Origin of the sequence: Kribbella sancticallisti, assembly GCF_039530625.1 — a bacterium.
Lineage (GTDB): Bacteria > Actinomycetota > Actinomycetes > Propionibacteriales > Kribbellaceae > Kribbella > Kribbella sancticallisti.
The window spans coordinates 110,013-127,162 of sequence record NZ_BAAAOS010000058.1 but is presented as its reverse complement, the minus strand read 5'-3'; the positions used below and the strand labels follow the sequence as shown (position 1 = coordinate 127,162).

Genomic DNA, 17,150 nt, shown 5'->3' with positions numbered 1-17,150 from the left:
GCCGCTGGCGGCTCAGTCGGTGGGGGCTAGTTTGCCGGTGGGGGTGATGGTGAAGCGTTTGTCTTCTGGGATTACTCGTAGGCCGTTGATGTAGACGGCGACATTGCTGCCGTTCTCAAGGGAGACTCGGATTTCGCCCTTGTGGACGACTGTTTGGATGGAGCCGGGGCCGAGCAGGCCCTGGAAGAGCTTCAGGCCCTTGGCGTTGCGGACGGTTACGTACGAGCCGTCTCCGCGGGCCTTGAGGATGAGCCTGACCTGGCCGGGGACTGCCGGCTTGGCGGGTGGTGCCGGCTTGGTGGTCTTGGCCGACGGCTTCGGGGTCGGCTTGGGGGCGGGCGTGGTCACCGCGACTGTCGGAGCGGTTTTGGAGGCGGTTGCCTCGACATCGCTGGGGAGCGTGAAGAGGCGGACCATGCCCCAGCCCATCAGGCCGATCAGGATCGCGCCGAGCACGACAGCCCAGCGGGGGCGGGCCGGGTGCAGCGTGGGCAGTTTGTTGCCGGCTCGCTCTTCACGCCGGCTGCGGTCGGCCTCAGGCGCGGGATGCGACTCGTCGAACTTCGCCAGCAGCGCGTCCGGGTCCGCCTTGACCACGCGGGCGATCGAGCGGATATGGCCGCGGGCGTAGAAGTTGCCGCCGCAGCGGGAGAAGTCGTCGGCCTCCATGGCGATGAGCAGACCGGATCTGATCCGGGTCGACGCACTCAGTTGCTCGATCGTCATACCGGCCCGTTCGCGGGCCGCTGTGAGGTCGCTCCCGATGCTCACGTCGCCACCGCCTCTCTCCACCGTCTTGCTGACGCGTTCCTTGATCCGCCGACGTCACACAGTCAACGGCCTTGGTTCGACGGGGTCACGCGAAGCTCAGAGTTGTTCCCTGACCGGACACCTGGTGTCCGCCAGCATGTGCAGTGCCTGAACCACTTCCCCGTTCGACGGCTTGGCCGTCAACCCGAACGGTACCGCGAGCGAAGAGCCGGTCAGTCGACGGTTGGCATCGGTTACCTTGCGAGTTGCCGACGGCATCGAGCCGAGCACCGGTCCGGGGTCGAGCAGGTGCACCGCGACGCGGCCGTCGTCGAGCGGGTGCCGCCGTTTCAGCACGGTCACCTCCTCGATCTCCTCCCAGCGGGTGCCGATCCACTCGTTGCGGATCCGCAGCCGGATCCCGACCTCGTCGGCGACCAGCATCGACCCGACCGTCATCGCCCGCGCGCAGACCAGCGCCAGTACCGCGAACCCGGCGGCCGCGAGCCAGCGCAGTACGCCGGTCGGGCTGGTCGAGGCGGAGGCGGCGAAACCGATCGCGACCAGTCCCGCGCCGACGGCCAGGGCACCGTGCACCCCTTGCGAGGCGCGGATGCTGAACTCGTGGTTGGTGGAATCGGGGTCGACTACGTGCTGCTCAGACCGGGGCATCGCGGTATGGGCGGTCACGGGTCACTCTCCTCGCAGTGTGGCGACGAAATCCTCTAGGTCGTCCGGTTTCACCAGTACGTCGCGGGCCTTCGATCCCTCGCTCGGCCCGACCACGCCCCGGCTCTCCAGGATGTCCATCAGCCGGCCCGCCTTGGCGAAACCGACCCGGAGCTTACGTTGCAGCATCGACGTCGAGCCGAACTGGGTGGAGACGATCAGCTCGGCCGCCTGCACGACCAGGTCGAGGTCGTCCCCGATCTCGTCGTCGAGATCCTTGCTCGGGCCGGGCGCCGCGGTGACGTCCTCGCGGTACGTCGGCTGCAACTGCTCCTTGCAGTGCTCGACGACCGCGCGGATCTCGTTCTCGGTGACCCAGGACCCCTGGATCCGCATCGGCTTGCTCGCGCCCATCGGCAGGAACAGCCCGTCACCCTGACCGACCAGCTTCTCCGCGCCGGGTTGGTCCAGGATGACCCGGCTGTCGGCCAGCGAGGACGTCGCGAAGGCCAGCCGGGACGGCACGTTCGCCTTGATCAGACCGGTGACGACGTCGACCGACGGCCGCTGGGTGGCCAGCACCAGGTGGATGCCGGCAGCCCGGGCGAGCTGGGTGATGCGGACGATCGAGTCCTCCACGTCGCGCGGCGCGACCATCATCAGGTCGGCCAACTCGTCGACGATGACCAGCAGGTACGGGTACGGCGTGAGCACCCGCTCGCTGCCCGGCGGCACCTTCACCTTGCCGCCACGGACCGCCTTGTTGAAGTCGTCGACGTGCCGGAACCCGAAGGCCGCCAGGTCGTCGTAGCGCATGTCCATCTCGCGCACGACCCACTGCAGTGCCTCGGCCGCCTTCTTGGCGTTGGTGATGATCGGCGTGATCAGGTGCGGGATGCCCTCGTAGTTGTTCAGCTCGACCCGCTTGGGGTCGACCAGGATCATCCGCACCTCGTCGGGCGTGGACCGCATCAGCACCGAGGTGATCAGCGAGTTCACGAACGACGACTTACCCGAGCCGGTCGCACCCGCGACGAGCAGGTGCGGCATCTTCGCCATGTTGGCGACGACGAAGCCGCCCTCGACGTCCTTGCCGAGTCCCGCCACCATCGGGTGGTGGTCGTTGCGCGCGGTCGCCGACCGGATCACGTCGCCGAGGCTGACGATCTCCTTGTCGGTGTTCGGGATCTCGATGCCGATCGCGGACTTGCCCGGGATCGGCGACAGGATCCGCACGTCGGCGCTGGCGACGGCGTACGCGATGTTCTTGCTGAGCGCGGTGACCTTCTCGACCTTGACCGCGGAGCCGAGCTCAACCTCGTACCGGGTGACTGTCGGGCCACGCGTGTAGCCGGTCACCTGGGCGTCGATGCCGAACTGCTCGAACACCTCGGTCAGGCGGTCGACCACGGCGTCGGACGCCTTGGTCCGGGCCTTGTGCACCGAACCCGGCTTGAGGATCTGGCCGTCGGGAAGCGTGTAGGTGATGTCGCCGGACAGGCTGAGCTGCTCCACCCGCTGCGGGATCGGCGTGTGCGGCGGCGGCTCGCCGGCCGACTCGGCCTTCGAAGCGGCCGCGGCGGCCTTCCAGGCCGGCTCGGCTTCGGTGTCGGCCGAGGCGTCGACCTCGTACGGGTCCTCTTCCGGCTCGACCGGGGCCTTCTTGCGGCCGCGCTTGGCGATCTCGCGCCCTTCGAGCACCGGCGAGTCGTACGGCTTGACGGTCGGCTCGCCGTCCTCGTCCAGAGCGGCCTTCGCGCGCCGCTCCTTCCGGGTGAGCCGGACGGTGTCGTCGGCCTGACCCGCCACCGACGGAGCGTCGGCCGGGATCTCAGTACGCCCGAGCAGTACGTCGAACGCGGCCCGCACACGCAGCGGGATCGCGTAAATCGGCGTGCCTGTCACTACCAGCGCGCCGAAGATCGTCAGCAGCACCAGCAGCGGCGCGGCGACGTACTGCGTCAGCAGATCCGACAGGAGCGAGGAGACGACGTAGCCGATCGCGCCGCCGGCCTCCTGCAGCGGGCCGTCGCCCGGGTCGCTGGGACGCGGCAGGCCGTTGGCAATGTGGACCAGGCCGAGCACACCGAGGGAAAAGGCGGTCCAGCCGATCACCTGGCGTCCGGCCGGGCCGTTGCGGTCCGGGTGACGCATCGTGCGCAGGGCAATGAACAGGAGCATCAGCGGCACCGCCCAGCCGAGCATGCCGACGCTGCCGCTGACCACGGTCCGCACGCCGTTGCCGACCGCACCCGGGAGGTCCCACCAGATCGCGGCGGCCACTACCAGCGCCAGACCGATCAGGGTGAGCCCGCCACCGTCACGGCGATGGGCTGGATCCAGGTCCCGGGCGCCGTGGCCTATGCCGCGGACCATGCCGCCGAGCAGGTGGGCGATGCCGATCCAGCACTTGATCAGCCCTCTGCCGACAGCCAGCATGGCAGCCGCGAAGGGACCCGCGCTGGTGGATTTGGGCGCGGCTGTGCGCGCAGCGGTAGAACCACTGCGCTTCGCGCTCTGCCCACGCTTCTGGGCGCCAGATGGACGGGAGCGGCCACCAGCCGCCGAGCGGCCCGAAGCGGGGCTGCTGGCTGCGGACTTCCGCGCCCGCGCCGTGGAAGACGTGCGGGTCGCCATGTTTAGCAGGCTACCCCGACTACCACTCGAGTCACACGTGTCACACGCCGATTACGCCGCCCCATCCGTAGCGTCACAGCGCGGACACCCGTCCGCCCCGGAGGCCGCGGAGGAGCAGCAGGTGCCAGATGACGACGTAGCAGCCGAGCACGATGAGCCCACCCATAGCGAGCCCGGTCAGGATCAGCCGGAACACTGCTTCCCCGAGTAGCGGCCCCTCTGCGCGGGCAACCTCCAGCACGGCGGCAGCGACGCCGGCGAGGCCAGCAGCAGCCAGTACGGCGTACCGGGCGGAGGCGGGCACGTAGCGCTCGGGCTCGATCTGGCCGGGGTTTGTCCGACGCCACCAGAAGTAGAGCCAGACCGCGATGGCCAGGATCCCGCCGATGCTGCTGAGGTACTGCAGCACGCGGTTGACGTCCCAGTACGAGGTGATGTTCGCGGTGAAGAAGTCCCAGTTGTGGCGGACGAAGTACCCGTCGTAGTGCGTGAACGAGTCCCACAGGACGTGGGTGAAGCCGCCGATGACCACGGACACCACGATCCAGAACACCCGCACCGGCGAGAACCCGCGGGGAGGCAACGGCAGTCGAGCGGCGAGGGCTGCCGGGGCCAGCGCGACCAGTGGACGGCGTAGTACGAGGTGGAAGACGAGGAGAGCCAGCAGCGCGAGCAGCGGATCCAGCCAGAACGCCGACGAGAACTTGTGCGTCAGCGTGAGCGTCAGATTCCCGTGGATGTGCATGGTGGCGAATCGGTAGAGCGGCCCGACGTACAGCAGATCCGGCGCCACCGCCCCAGCCACCAACGCTGACGCCACCAACGGCCTACGCACAAGCGGCAGAACAGCAGCAGGATGGGCTAGAGGGAACGGCACAGCCGCAGGTTAGAGCCCCAGGAGGTCGGCGGCGATGAAGCCGCTGCGGATCAGACCTGCCCGGTCCGGGGATGGTGATCGGGGATCAGATCGCCACGGACGGGTTGCCGGCCAGCAAGCCGGGGCTTCGCGCTGGCACTCATGACCTGCCGGCTCGGGTTCACCTTCGTGAGGTACCGGCCGCCGGTCCGACGCAAGGTGGGCCGCTGGCGATGGCCGGGCTGGGCTCGGTGGTGGAGCCGTTCTTCTTCAGGCGCCGGTGACGCCGTCCAGTTGTTCGCGGAGGAGGTCGGCGTGGCCGCAGTGGCGGGCGTACTCGCCGATCAGGTGGATGTAGATCATCCGGAGCGTGGACTCCTGGCCCTTGAAGGTGAAGCGCTCGTCGAGGGAGTGGCCGGCGGCGGCCTGGTCGGAGAGACCCCACTCCGCAATCAGACCCTCGTACTCCGCTTGCGCGCGGCCGGCGTCGATCAGCTCGAAGTCCGCGTCCTTGCCCAACGCAGGCGCGAAGAGCGGCTCGGCCGGGTCGGTGGCGAAGTGGATGCGGAACCAGATCCGCTCGACCTTCGTGAGGTGGCGGATCAGCCCGAGCAGGGACAGATTCGACGGCGGGGACGGGCGCTCGGCCAACTGCTCGGCGGTCAGGCCGGCGCACTTCACCAGCAGCGTCGTCCGGTAGAAGTTCAGGTAGCCGGCCAGGAGTTCCTGCTCGGGAGCGATCAGCGAGCCGCTCGGGCGCTCGATCTCGGGGGCGATCCAGGTCATCGGAGCATCCTCTCCCAGCCACCCGAAATTGCCCACGGCAATTGTTTCCCTGCACCCGATCTCACGATACGGCGCACAATCCCACGAAGTGAGATAGCTGCTGGCGCCATGACCACCTCGTTGGTTACCGTCTTCGGCAGGTCATGAGTGCCAGCGCGAAGCCCCGGCTTGCTGGCCGGCAACCCTCCTCCGCGGTGGGGTGCCCCGGGTGAGGACCCGGCCGTTCGGATACCCCGAATCGGCAAGTGCGGACCACCCGGGAGCAGAACCATGTCGATCCTCTCCATCCTCGAGCCTGCCAGCGCGACCCCTGCCAGGCCGTCCAGAACCAGCCTGACCACGGGCAACATTCCCGCCACTGTCGCGAGCGACCTGCTCGTACCGCTGGCCGACGGCCGAGTGACGGACTACGCGAACTTCGACCACGGAGCCAGCGCGCCGTGCCTGGAGTCGGTACGCGCTGCCGTCGAGGCCGCGCTGCCGTCGTACGCGTCGGTGCATCGCGGCAACGGGTACGCCTCCCGGATCACCACCCAGTGGTACGAGCGGGCCCGCAACGAGGTCCACACGTTCGTCGGCGCTCGCGAGACCGATCAGGTGATCTTCACCCGGCAGACCACCGACGCCCTGAACCTGCTGGCCCGCGCGGTCCCGGCCGACGCGACCGTGATCGTGTTCGAATCCGAGCACCACGCGGCCCTCCTCCCCTGGCCGGCCGAGCGAACCGTCCGCCTGCCGGCGCCCACCTCCCACCCGGCGGCAGTCACGGCCGTCGCCGACGCCCTCCGTACTGCGCCCGAAGGCCCGCGCCTCGTCGTCATCACCGGCGCCTCCAACGTCACCGGCGAGATCTTCCCGATCGCCGAGATCGCCGCCGTCGCCAAGGCCCACGGCGCCCGGGTCTGCCTCGACGTCGCCCAACTCGCCCCGCACCGCGAGGTGAACATCGAGCAACTGGACGTCGACTGGGTCGCCCTGTCCGGCCACAAGCTCTACGCCCCGTACGGCGCCGGCGCGCTGATCGGCCGGGCCGACTGGCTGAACGCGGCCGACCCCTACCTCTACGGCGGAGGCGCGACCGCAGCGGTGACACGCGACACCACCACCTGGAACGAGGGCCCGGCCCGCCATGAAGGCGGCTCCCCCAACGTCATCGGCGCGATCGCCCTGGCCGCCGCCTGCGCCGCGATCACGAAGCACCGCGAGGCGATCGAGCAGCACGAGCGCAGCCTGCTCGCCCGGCTCCGCACCGGCCTGGCCCAGATCGCGGGTGTCACGACGTACGACATCTTCGGCGCCGACGCGGACCGGGTCGGCACGGTCTGCTTCACCATCGAGGGCGTCAGTTCGATCTTGGTGTCTGCGGCGCTCTCGGCGGAGTACGGGATCGGTGTCCGGGACGGCAAGTTCTGCGCTCACCCGCTGGTCGGGCGGCTGCTCGCCGACTCGCCGGAGCACTGTACGGCGGTCCGCGCCAGCCTCGGCCTCGGCACCACCCGTGAGCACGTCGACCGCCTCGTGAACGCCATCCGCACGCTGGCCACCACCGGCCTCGCCGCGGAGTACGAGGAGTCCGCGCACGGCTGCCAGCCGGTCGGCGACCCCCGCGACCTCGAGGCTCCCAGGATCTGGTGAACCTCCCCCACTCACCAACCGCCTGAGCCCGATCCACCGCTCGGTGAAGGGCTGCGAATCCCCAGGGCCTGGTGAGAAGTCCGGCTGTAGACCTCCTGCACGGTGAGCGGCAAACGCCCGCAGGCCAAGGCACGGCTCGGACGATCTACCAACTACTACTGCGGCCGCAGGCCAGTGTGGTGAGCCGCGAACGCCAGCAGGTCGGCCCACTCCGCGGCGATCATGGCGGCCGGCTTGCCGAAGCCGTGGCCGGTGTTGACCTCGATGCGGCTCAGGACCGGGCTGTCGCCTGATTGGGCGTGCTGCAGCGTCGCCATGAACTTGTGGCTGTGCAGCGGAACCACCCGATCGTCGTGGTCCCCGGTGACAACCAGAGTCGCCGGGTACTGCGTACCGTCGCGCAGGTTGTGCAGTGGCGAGTAGGCGAGCAGGTCCTCGAACTGCGCCGGGTCGTCAGGCAGGCCGTAGTCCGAGGCCCAGGCCGCGCCGACCGTGAACAGATGGAAGCGCAGCATGTCCAGTACGCCGACGCCGGGCAGCGCCACCGCGAACAGGTCGGGCCGCTGGGTCATCACCGCGCCGACGAGCAGACCACCGTTGCTGCGGCCGTGGATCGCCAACTGCTGTGGGGTGGTCACCTTGGTCTTGGCCAGGTGCTCCCCCACGGCGATGAAGTCGTCGAAGACGTTCTGCTTGTTCCGCAGCCGGCCGTCGTCGTGCCAGGAACTGCCGTACTCGCCGCCGCCGCGCAGGTTGGTGATCACCAGCACCCCGCCGGCCGCGAGCCAGGCGGGCCACCCTGGCCGGTAGTCGGCGAGCAGGGGGACGCGGAAGCCGCCGTACCCCCACATCATGGTGGGGCGGGGCTGGTCGAAGGTCAGGTCGGCCCGGCTGATCAGGAAGTACGGCACCTCGCGCCCCGGCTCCACACGCCGGGTGATGGTGATCTCGGGCGACTCGAAGCCGCTGCCCGCCGGGACCAGCTCAGGCAGCGCGCGGAACTCCCCAGACGCGGCGGAGACGTAGTACGCGACTGTCGGGTCGGTCGTGGAGGACAGGCCGATGAAGACCTCGTCGTGCTTGGGGCTGGAGTTGAGTCCGACGACGCCGCCACCGGGGACCGGGATCAGCCGCGCGTTGCCGCCGTCGAGGTCGTGCAGGGAGAGAACCGGCTGCGCGTCCAGCAAGGACAGCACCGCTAGGCCCGACGCGGTCCCGCGGACCGACTGCAGTGCTCCTTCGCCCTCGGGGATGAGGTCGGTGAAGTTTCCGGACAGATCGCAGCTGACCACTCGGCCGCGCGGCGCGTCCCTGTCGGTCTTCAGGACGAGGCGGTCGCCGGCCATCCGCACGAAGTGGGTCTCGTCGCGGAACTCGTCGATCACCTTCACCGGCTCGCCGAGACCGTCGGCCGACAGCGGGTAGAGCCACAGTCGCGTGCTGGGGTCGGTGCCCTCGCTGATGGTCACGACGAGGTACTGGTCGTCATCGGACACCTCCGGCCCGATGAAGATCCGGTCGTTCTCCGGGAAGCTGAGGATCAGGGAGTCCTCTGCCTGCGGAGTACCGACCTTGTGGAGCTTCAACTGGCCGCCGCCGAGCGCCGCGGTCTCGGTCCCCTCGGTGCGACCGCTGGCCGGGTAATGCAGGTACAGGTAAGCCGAGGAGTCGGGCAGCCAGGTGGCCTCGCAGAACTTGGCCTGGGTGACCACGTCGTCCACCTCGGCGCCAGTGGCGACCTCCAGCAGCCTGAAGGTGATCCAGTCGCTGCCGCTCTCGTTGACGCCGTGCGCGAAGTACCGGCCGTCCGGGCTGACGGTGTAGCTGCCGAGGGAGTCCGTGCCGTCCTCGGAGAGCTTGTTCGGGTCGATGAGCACCCGGTCGCCCTCGAGCAGTCCCTGCAGTGAGTCGGCGACGTACACGACGTCCTGCGCCTGGGTGCCGTCGTTGCGGCCGACGAAGAACCAGCCGGACTCCTGATTCGGTACTCCGGCCCGCGGCCGCGCCAGGATCGCAGCCATCGTCTGCTGGAACCACTCCCGCTCGGGGTAGCCCGACAGCTCCGCCTCGGTGGCCTCGTTCTGGCGGCGGACCCAGTCCTTGGTCTCGGTGGAGTCGGGGTCCTCCAGCCAGCGGTACGGGTCGGCGATCTGGTGTCCGTGCAGCGTGTCGACCACGCTCTCGTCACGGCGGCTGGCTGGGTACTCGACAGTCATGCGAGCCAACCTAGTACGACGTACCAGGCCGGCTCCGCCGGGTTTCCCTTGCGTGTCAACGGCGACGGGCGGGCGGCAGGTCCTTGCGCCACAGGACCTTGCCGTAGAGGTCACGGAGTGAGGCGGTGAACACCTCGGTGCGCGGGTCGATCTCGACGTGGCCGAAGAATTGGTTGCCACCCGACGGCGGCTGGTTCGGGAAGTCGGCCGCCTTCACGAATTCCAGCTTCGGGCCGAAGGTGGCGTCGAGCGCGTTCGGGCCGAACGTCCCGGCGTTGACCGGACCGGCCACGATCTCCCAGAACGGGTCGAAGTCGGTGAAGGCGGCCCTGGACGGGTCGTAGTGGTGTGCGGCGCAGTAGTGCACGTCCGCGGTGAGCCAGACGGTGTTGCGGACCTTGCGGCGCTTGAACTGGCTGAGCACCCACGCGATCTCGTGCTCACGGCCACCAGGCGCTCCGGCCACGCCGTTGGCCACCGCCTCGATCTCGGTGCCGTCCGGGACGAGTACGCCGATCGGCATGTCGCTGGCGATCACCTTCCAGGTCGCCTTGGAGGCGGCGACCTCCCGGACGAGCCAGGCGGCCTGCTCGGCTCCGAGGATCGCGACCGGCCCGGCGGCACCCGGCGCCGGGTTCGCGTCGCGGTACGTGCGCATGTCCAGGCAGAACACGTCCAGCAGCGGGCCGTGGCTCACCTTGCGGTAGATCCGGTTCCGGCCGGCCTGGTGGACCATCGGCAGGTACTCGAGGAACGCCTGGCGGGCCCGGGCGGCGAGCACGTCGACGCGCTTCTCCGTGTACCGGGCGTCAGTCAGGATCTCGCCGGGGTACCAGTTGTTCACCGTCTCGTGGTCGTCCCACTGGCTGACGATCGGCACGTCGGCGTACAGGTCGCGCACGTTCTGGTCGAGCAGGTTGTACTTGTAGCGACCGCGGTACTCGGCCAGCGTCTCGGCGACCTTGCTGACCTCCTCGGTCACCACGTTCTTCCAGATGCTGCCGTCGGCAACCTTCACCTCGGCCTCGATCGGGCCGTCGGCGTAGATGTTGTCGCCGGAGTGCAGGAAGAAGTCCGGCCGCGTCTGGTGCATCGCCCTGTACGCGATCATGCCGCCGAAGTCCGGGTTGATGCCGTAGCCCTGACCGGCCGTGTCACCGGTCCAGACGAAGGACACCGGGCGGTTGCGGCCCGGAGTACTGAAGGAGCCTGCGGCGGTCTCGCCCAGGCGGCCGGACGAGTCCTCGAAGCCGATCCGGTAGTCATAGCGCTGGCCCGGGCGGAGTCCCCGCAGCGGCAGTTGAGCGGTGAAGTCGGCGTCGGCGGAGGTGATCGGACCGCGCAGCCGAACGGCACGGTCGAACCGGCCGTGGCTGGTCAGGTCGACGACGAGACGGGCGCGGCGGTCGGTGCGGGACCACACGACGGCCGAGTCGGAGGTGACATCACCGCTGGCGATCCCCGACGGCAGCGCGGGCCGGGTCCGGCGGACGACGTTGGGGGCAGCGGCGGCGGACACACTCGGTACTGCGGCAGTGGCGCTCGCGGCGGCGGTGGCGGCCAGCAACTGGCGGCGGCTCAAGTTCATGCTGCCGAAGGTGCTCCTCCCGGGTGACGAGCCGGTGACTGCCGGGCGAACGGCCTGACAACTCGGCAGGGGTGTCCCAGAACTTGTGCGCGGACCCATCATGGAGGGACATCAGGTTCGAAAGGGAACACCGGCCAATGACCAGGGAACACCGCCTGACGCAGGTCTTCATCGAGCTCGCCGACACGCTGGTCGCCGACTTCGACCTGGTCGACTTCATCGGCGTCTTGGCCGACGCGGCCGTCGAACTGCTGGAGGTGGACGCCGCCGGGCTGATGCTGGCCGACGAGGACGGCGCTTTGCAGGTGATGACCGCCTCGGACGATCGGGCGGAACTGGTGGAACTGTTCGAGCTGCAGCAGCAGGAGGGGCCGTGCCCGGACTGCTTCAGGTCCGCGAGCCCGGTGGTGAACGTCGATCTGGCGCGCTGGCCACGGCTCGCCGAAGTCGCCGCGGCCGCCGGCTATGCCTCCGCGCACTCGCTGCCGCTGCGGTTGCGCGGCGAGATCATCGGCGTGCTCAACCTCTTCCGGTCCAGCACCGCCGCGTTGAGTGACGAGGACAGCCGGCTCGGACAGGCGCTGGCCGACATGGCCACGATCGGCTTGCTGCACGAACGGGAGGTACGCGGCCGCAAGGCGCTCGCCGAGCAGTTGCAGCGCGCCCTCGACAGCCGGGTGCTGATCGAGCAGGCCAAGGGCATGCTGGCGGAGCGTTCCGGCCTGAGCCTGCCGGACGCTTTCGCGGCGATGCGCGCCTATGCCAGGGGGACGGGTTGCGGCCTGGGCTCGGTCGCCCACGGCGTGCTCGACGGGTCACTGCCGACCTCCCGCCTGCGCGCGGTGTGACGCCGCTGACCCGCGTTCGGCTTGCGCCGCCTTGACCGCCATGGTTCCGTTGACGTTGTACAGCCACCTTCTCGTGGCGCTGCCCCGGACCCGGTAGCGCATCGACTGATGCACTCCTGGATGGGGCAAATCACTTTGACGCAACTTCTGGCCGACGACGCCCACCCGCAGCGACCGCAGGAGCGCCACGCCAGCCTCTACAGCGACCTCCTGCACACCGTGCGTGACCTGGGCATGCTCCGGCGTCGCTACGCCTACTACTGGACCCGGATCGGCCTCGTGCTGGCCGCGCTCGGCGGTGTGATCACCGGGTTCGTCCTGCTGGGTGACTCCTGGTTCCAGCTGCTGATGGCGGGTGCGCTCGCGCTGATCCTCGTCCAGGTCGCCTTCCTCAGCCACGACAGCGCGCATCGGCAGATCTTCGACTCCGCCGCCTGGAACGACTGGACCGCGCGGATCCTGGCCGGCGGCCTGGCCGGGATGAGCATCACCTGGTGGCGCAACAAGCACAGCAAGCACCACAACTCTCCGAACCAGGTGAGCAAGGACCCCGACATCGGGATCGGAGTGGTCGCGTTCACTCCGGACCACGTCGCCAGCCGGAAGGGCCTGGTGAAGTGGCTCGGCGACCGCCAGGGCTGGTTCTTCTTCCCGCTGCTCACCCTCGAGGGGCTGAGCCTGCACGTGTCGAGCCTGCAGCACCTCTTCCGGCGCGGAGCGAGCCGGGTGGAGCGCATCGAGGCCGCGGTCGTCGTGTCGCGGATCGGCCTCTACGTGACCGCCCTGTACGTCGTGCTGCCGCTCGGCAAGGCGAGCGCCTTCCTCGGCCTGCAGCTAGCCGTGTTCGGCGTCTGTCTGGGCGCCTCGTTCGCCCCGAACCACAAGGGCATGCCACTGGTGCCGGCCACGATGAAGCTGGACTTCCTGCGCCGTCAGGTGCTGATGTCGCGCAACATCCGCGGCGGCGCGGTGGTCGACTTCGCGATGGGCGGGCTCAACTACCAGATCGAGCACCACCTGTTCCCGAGCATGCCCCGGCCGACGCTGAAGAAGGTCCGGCCGATCGTGCGGGAGTACTGCCAGATCCATCAGGTCAAGTACACCGAGGTCGGTCTGTTCGAGTCCTACAAGATCGTCGTCGACTACCTGAACAACGTCGGCCTCCGGGCCCGCGACCCGTTCCAGTGCCCGCTGGCGACCCAGTTGCGGAACTAGCTCTCGAGCAACGGAAGAGCCGCGGCCAGGGCATCATCGGCCGCAGCCCTTCCCTACCCGTGGTGGTCGCCGAGGGCGCTGGTCGCGATCAGCTGGACGGCGGGATCTCGCCCGACCCGCGAATCGTCAGCTTCACCGGCACCCGGACCGTCCGGCCCGGGCGGTGCGGCTCGGGAAGGCGCTCGGTCATCAACTGGATCGCGGTCCGCGCCATCACGTCGGCCGACTGCGCCACCGCGGTCAGACCAGGACTGAGCAGATCCCCCAGCGCCAGATCGTCGAACGACACCAGCGCGACGCGATCCCGCCGCCCGGCCATGCCCCGCAGTACCTCGGCGGTGGTCATGTTGTTCGCCGACAGGATCGCCGTCGCGGGCTCAGGCCGATCCAGTACTGCGGACAGCGTGATCCCGATCCCCTCGGTGGTCGGCTCGGACAGGTGCACCAGGTCCTCGTCGACCTCGATGCGATGCCGGGCCATTCCCGCCCGGTAGGCGACGACGCGTTCGCGGGCCGTGAAGATCCGCTCGTCGTCACCGAGATAGGCGATCCGGCGATGCCCCTGGCGGACCAGGTGGTCGATCGCCTGGTCGATGCCGCCGGCGTTGTCCGCCAGTACGGCGTCGGCCTCGATCCCGTGCGCCGGCCGGTCGATCGTCACCACGGCCATGCCGGCGTCCACGTGTGGCGCCAGGTAGTCCTGGGTCTCTCCGATCGGCGCCATGATGAGCGCGTCCGGGCGCCGGGCGACGAACTCCAGGCAGACGTCGCGCTCCCGCTCGGGGTCCTCGTCGGTCAGGCCGATCATCACCACCGAGCCGCTGGACCGGGCCCACAGCTCGACCGCGCGGCCGAGCGAGGCGAAGAACGGGTCGCCGATGTCGCGGATCACCACGGCGATCGTGCCGGTCTTGCCGCGGCGCAGCATCCGGGCGCTCTCGTTCGGCGTGTAGTTCAGGTCCTTGATCGCGGCCTGGACCTTCGCGGTCAGCTCCGGGCTGACGTTCGGCTCCTCGTTGACCACCCGGGAGACGGTCTTGAGCGCCACGCCCGCCCGGGCCGCGACCTCTTTCATGGTGGGCCGGCGCTGCCCGGCTCCATTGACACCAGTGATGCTCACCGGTGTCCTCGCCTCGCTGCGGGCACCGGTGAGCAATTGCTGCTCTGCTTTCTGGTTCGCTCGCTTCGCTCGCTCACGTGGCCCACCCTCTCGTCTAACTCTCCACGACGACGGGAATGATCATCGGTCGTCTGCGGTGAGTATCGCTCACCCACTTGCCGACCACCCGGCGGATGACCTGCTGCAACTGGTACATGTCGTCCACCCCGCTCCCGATCGCCTTCTCGATCTCCGCCTCGATCTTCGGCTTCAGGTCGTCGAAGACGGTGTCGTCCTCGGCGAACCCGCGTGCCTGGATCTCCGGCCCGGCTGTCAGTTTGCCGGTGACAGAGTCCATCACGGCGATCACCGAGATGAAACCCTCGTCGCCGAGAATCCGCCGGTCCTTCAGCGAGGTCTCGGTGATGTCACCCACGGTCGAGCCGTCGACGAAGACGTAACCGCACTCCACCTTGCCCGCGACGAAGGCCTTGCGGTCGACCAGATCGACCACCACCCCGTCCTCGACCACGACCACGTTCGCCGCCGGTACGCCGGTCTGCCGGGCCAGCTCGGCGTTCGCGTGCAGGTGCCGGATCTCGCCGTGCACCGGCATCACGTTGCGCGGCTTGACGATGTTGTAGCAGTAGAGCAGTTCACCCGCGCTCGCGTGGCCGGACACGTGCACCAGCGCGTTGCCCTTGTGGATCACGTGCGCGCCGTGCCGGGTCAGCCCGTTAATCACCCGGAAGACCGAGTTCTCGTTGCCCGGGATCAGCGACGAGGCCAGCACGACCGTGTCACCGGGCTGGATCTGGACCACGTGGTGGTCGTTCGCGGCGATCCGCGACAGCGCCGACATCGGCTCGCCCTGCGAACCGGTGGACACCAGCACCACCTGCTCCGGCGGGTAGTTGTCCAGTTCGCGCATGTCGATCAGGGTGTCGCCGGGAACGGTGAGGAAGCCCAGGTCCCGGGCCACGCCCATGTTGCGCACCATCGAGCGGCCGACGTACGCGACCTTTCGGTGGTGTTTCACGGCGGCGTCCATCACCTGCTGGACCCGGTGCACGTGGGAGGCGAAGCAGGCCACGATGATGCGCTGGTTCCGGGCGTTGGTGAAGACCCGGTCCAGCACCGGCGCGATGTCGCGCTCGTGGGTGGTGAAGCCCGGCACCTCGGAGTTGGTGGAGTCGACCATGAACAGGTCGACGCCCTCCGCGCCTAGCCGCGCGAACGAGCGCAGGTCGGTGATCCGGCTGTCCAGCGGCAACTGGTCCATCTTGAAGTCGCCGGTGTGCAGCACCAGACCCGCCGGAGTGCGGATCGCGACCGCGAGCGCGTCGGGGATGGAGTGGTTGACCGCGACGAACTCGCACTCGAACGGGCCGAACCGGACCGTCTCGCCCTCGACAACGGTCTGCTGCGGCACGTTGCGGTGCCGGTGCTCCTTCAGCTTGCCCTCGAGCAGTGCCAGGGTCAGTTGCGAGCCGACCACCGGGATGTCCCCGCGCTCACGCAGCAGGTAGGGCAGGCCGCCGATGTGGTCCTCGTGGCCGTGCGTCAGGACAACCGCCACGATGTCGTCCAGACGCTCCCGGATGGGCTGGAAATCCGGGAGGATCAGGTCGACGCCGGGCTGGTTCTCGTCCGGGAAGAGCACGCCGCAGTCGACGATCAGCAGTTTGCCGTCGTACTCGAAGACGGTCATGTTCCGGCCGACCTCGCCCAGGCCGCCGAGCGGGATGATCCGCAGCGCGCCTGGAGCCAATGGTGCCGGAGCGTCCAGATCTGGGTGGGGGTGGCTCATGCAGTCAGTCCTGCCGTCTTGAGGTCGGTGGCGAGCCAGTCCACCTGCTCGGCACTTGCCTCGACCAACGGCGACCGCAGGGTCCCGTGCTCGATGACGCCGGTCAGCTTGAGCGCGGCCTTCACCATGATGGCGCCCTGGGTCCTCATCATGATCGCCTCGACGGCGGGCACCAGCCGGCGATCGATCTGCTGTGCGGTGGCGAGATCACCGGCGACGACGGCGTCGATCATCTCGCGGTACTGCGGGCCGGCGACGTGGGCGACCACGCTGGCCAGGCCGACCGCGCCGATCGACAGCCAGGCCAGGTTCAGCTCGTCGGCGCCGCAGTAGTAGAAGAGGTCGGAGTTGGCCAGCACCTTCGTGGTCCCGGCGATGTCGCCCTTGGCGTCCTTCACCGCGACGATCCTCGGGTGCTCGGCCAGCGCCAGCAGCGTCTCGGTGGTGATCGGCACGCCCGTTCGGCCGGGGATGTCGTAGACCATCACGGGCAGGCCGGTGGCGTCGGCGACCGTGGTGAAGTGCAGCTTGATGCCCTCCTGCGGAGGCTTGTTGTAGTACGGCGTGACCACCAGCAGGCCGTGCGCGCCGGCGGCCTCGGCGGCCTTCGCGCACTCCACGCTGTGGGCGGTGTTGTTCGAACCGACTCCGGTGACCACCTTGGCCCGGTCGCCGACCGCTTCGAGGGTGGCGTGGATCAGCCGCACCTTCTCCTCGTCGGTGGTGGTCGGTGCCTCACCGGTGGTGCCGTTGATCACGAGCGCGTCGTTGCCCTGGTCGACCAGCTTGGTCGCCACCTTCTGCGCAGCATCGAGATCGAGCGAGCCGTCGGGCCGGAACGGAGTGATCATCGCCGTCGTCAGCCGGCCGAAAGGCAGGGCTGCTGAGGCGGAAGGTGCGCTTGAGGACATGGGGCTCAGATTACCGCTCCCAGCACCTCGGGAAATGAGTAGGCCTGGTGGCTGTCCGCTCGGGGGTCCGGGCAGCCACCAGGCTCACTCGTCCTATCGGGCCGCCCCCCGCAGGCGTTACAGCTTCCGG

At 69.0% G+C, this 17,150-nt stretch carries 13 protein-coding genes and 2 riboswitches; of the genes, 3 read left to right on the top strand and 10 right to left on the bottom strand.

The window, feature by feature from the left end; all coding sequences use genetic code 11:
- Window positions 1-12: 12 nt before the first annotated feature.
- The 5 genes from ABD255_RS37685 to ABD255_RS37665 form a co-directional block, all read right to left on the bottom strand.
- The gene (locus tag ABD255_RS37685; RefSeq protein ID WP_344221596.1) at window positions 13-771 is read right to left on the bottom strand and encodes a helix-turn-helix domain-containing protein; all 759 of its coding nucleotides are present in this window, start codon (window positions 769-771) and stop codon (window positions 13-15) included.
- A gap of 96 nt (window positions 772-867) precedes the next feature.
- Window positions 868-1,440 (bottom strand): hypothetical protein, encoded by a 573-nt coding sequence (locus ABD255_RS37680; RefSeq protein WP_344221595.1) that lies wholly within the window; start codon window positions 1,438-1,440, stop codon window positions 868-870.
- A gap of 3 nt (window positions 1,441-1,443) precedes the next feature.
- Window positions 1,444-3,858 carry an FtsK/SpoIIIE family DNA translocase gene (locus ABD255_RS37675; protein WP_425554635.1) on the bottom strand — a complete coding sequence of 805 codons (2,415 nt, stop codon included), beginning with the start codon at window positions 3,856-3,858 and terminating at the stop codon, window positions 1,444-1,446.
- Between the two features lie 271 nt (window positions 3,859-4,129).
- A complete protein-coding gene (locus ABD255_RS37670; protein ID WP_344221593.1) occupies window positions 4,130-4,933 on the bottom strand; it encodes a DUF4184 family protein in 804 nt (267 codons plus the stop codon).
- A gap of 48 nt (window positions 4,934-4,981) precedes the next feature.
- Window positions 4,982-5,080, bottom strand: a riboswitch (SAM riboswitch).
- 102 nt (window positions 5,081-5,182) lie between these two features.
- Entirely contained in the window at window positions 5,183-5,698 is a 516-nt protein-coding gene (locus ABD255_RS37665) for a DinB family protein (protein ID WP_344221592.1), read from the bottom strand.
- A gap of 139 nt (window positions 5,699-5,837) precedes the next feature.
- A riboswitch (SAM riboswitch) is annotated at window positions 5,838-5,952 on the top strand.
- Between the two features lie 16 nt (window positions 5,953-5,968).
- On the opposite strand from ABD255_RS37665, the gene ABD255_RS37660 reads away from it, so the two are divergent.
- Complete coding sequence (locus ABD255_RS37660; RefSeq protein ID WP_344221591.1) at window positions 5,969-7,333, top strand: aminotransferase class V-fold PLP-dependent enzyme; 1,365 nt, start codon at window positions 5,969-5,971, stop codon at window positions 7,331-7,333.
- 155 nt (window positions 7,334-7,488) lie between these two features.
- Here ABD255_RS37660 and ABD255_RS37655 read toward each other — a convergent pair whose 3' ends face one another.
- A complete protein-coding gene (locus tag ABD255_RS37655) occupies window positions 7,489-9,549 on the bottom strand; it encodes a prolyl oligopeptidase family serine peptidase (RefSeq protein ID WP_344221590.1) in 2,061 nt (686 codons plus the stop codon).
- Between the two features lie 55 nt (window positions 9,550-9,604).
- Window positions 9,605-11,137, bottom strand: a complete 1,533-nt coding sequence (locus ABD255_RS37650) for an alkaline phosphatase D family protein (RefSeq protein ID WP_344221589.1) — start codon at window positions 11,135-11,137, stop codon at window positions 9,605-9,607.
- 137 nt (window positions 11,138-11,274) lie between these two features.
- Between ABD255_RS37650 and ABD255_RS37645 the strand changes: the two genes are divergently transcribed.
- Together ABD255_RS37645 and ABD255_RS37640 are read left to right on the top strand one after the other, a co-directional pair.
- Window positions 11,275-11,985, top strand: a complete 711-nt coding sequence (locus tag ABD255_RS37645; protein WP_344221588.1) for an ANTAR domain-containing protein — start codon at window positions 11,275-11,277, stop codon at window positions 11,983-11,985.
- A gap of 120 nt (window positions 11,986-12,105) precedes the next feature.
- Window positions 12,106-13,200, top strand: coding sequence for a fatty acid desaturase family protein (locus ABD255_RS37640; protein ID WP_344221587.1), 1,095 nt, complete (start codon window positions 12,106-12,108; stop codon window positions 13,198-13,200).
- Between the two features lie 88 nt (window positions 13,201-13,288).
- Here the strand turns inward: ABD255_RS37640 and ABD255_RS37635 are convergent, their stop codons facing one another.
- The 3 genes from ABD255_RS37635 to dapA all read right to left on the bottom strand — a co-directional run bounded on the left by ABD255_RS37635 (window position 13,289) and on the right by dapA (window position 17,020).
- Window positions 13,289-14,320 carry a LacI family DNA-binding transcriptional regulator gene (locus tag ABD255_RS37635; RefSeq protein WP_344221586.1) on the bottom strand — a complete coding sequence of 344 codons (1,032 nt, stop codon included), beginning with the start codon at window positions 14,318-14,320 and terminating at the stop codon, window positions 13,289-13,291.
- Window positions 14,321-14,414: 94 nt separating this feature from the next.
- Window positions 14,415-16,109, bottom strand: coding sequence for a ribonuclease J (locus ABD255_RS37630; RefSeq protein WP_344221585.1), 1,695 nt, complete (start codon window positions 16,107-16,109; stop codon window positions 14,415-14,417).
- Complete coding sequence (dapA, locus tag ABD255_RS37625) at window positions 16,106-17,020, bottom strand: 4-hydroxy-tetrahydrodipicolinate synthase (RefSeq protein ID WP_344221584.1); 915 nt, start codon at window positions 17,018-17,020, stop codon at window positions 16,106-16,108. The genes ABD255_RS37630 and dapA overlap by 4 nt, the downstream gene beginning before the upstream one ends.
- Between the last annotated feature and the right edge of the window lie 130 nt (window positions 17,021-17,150).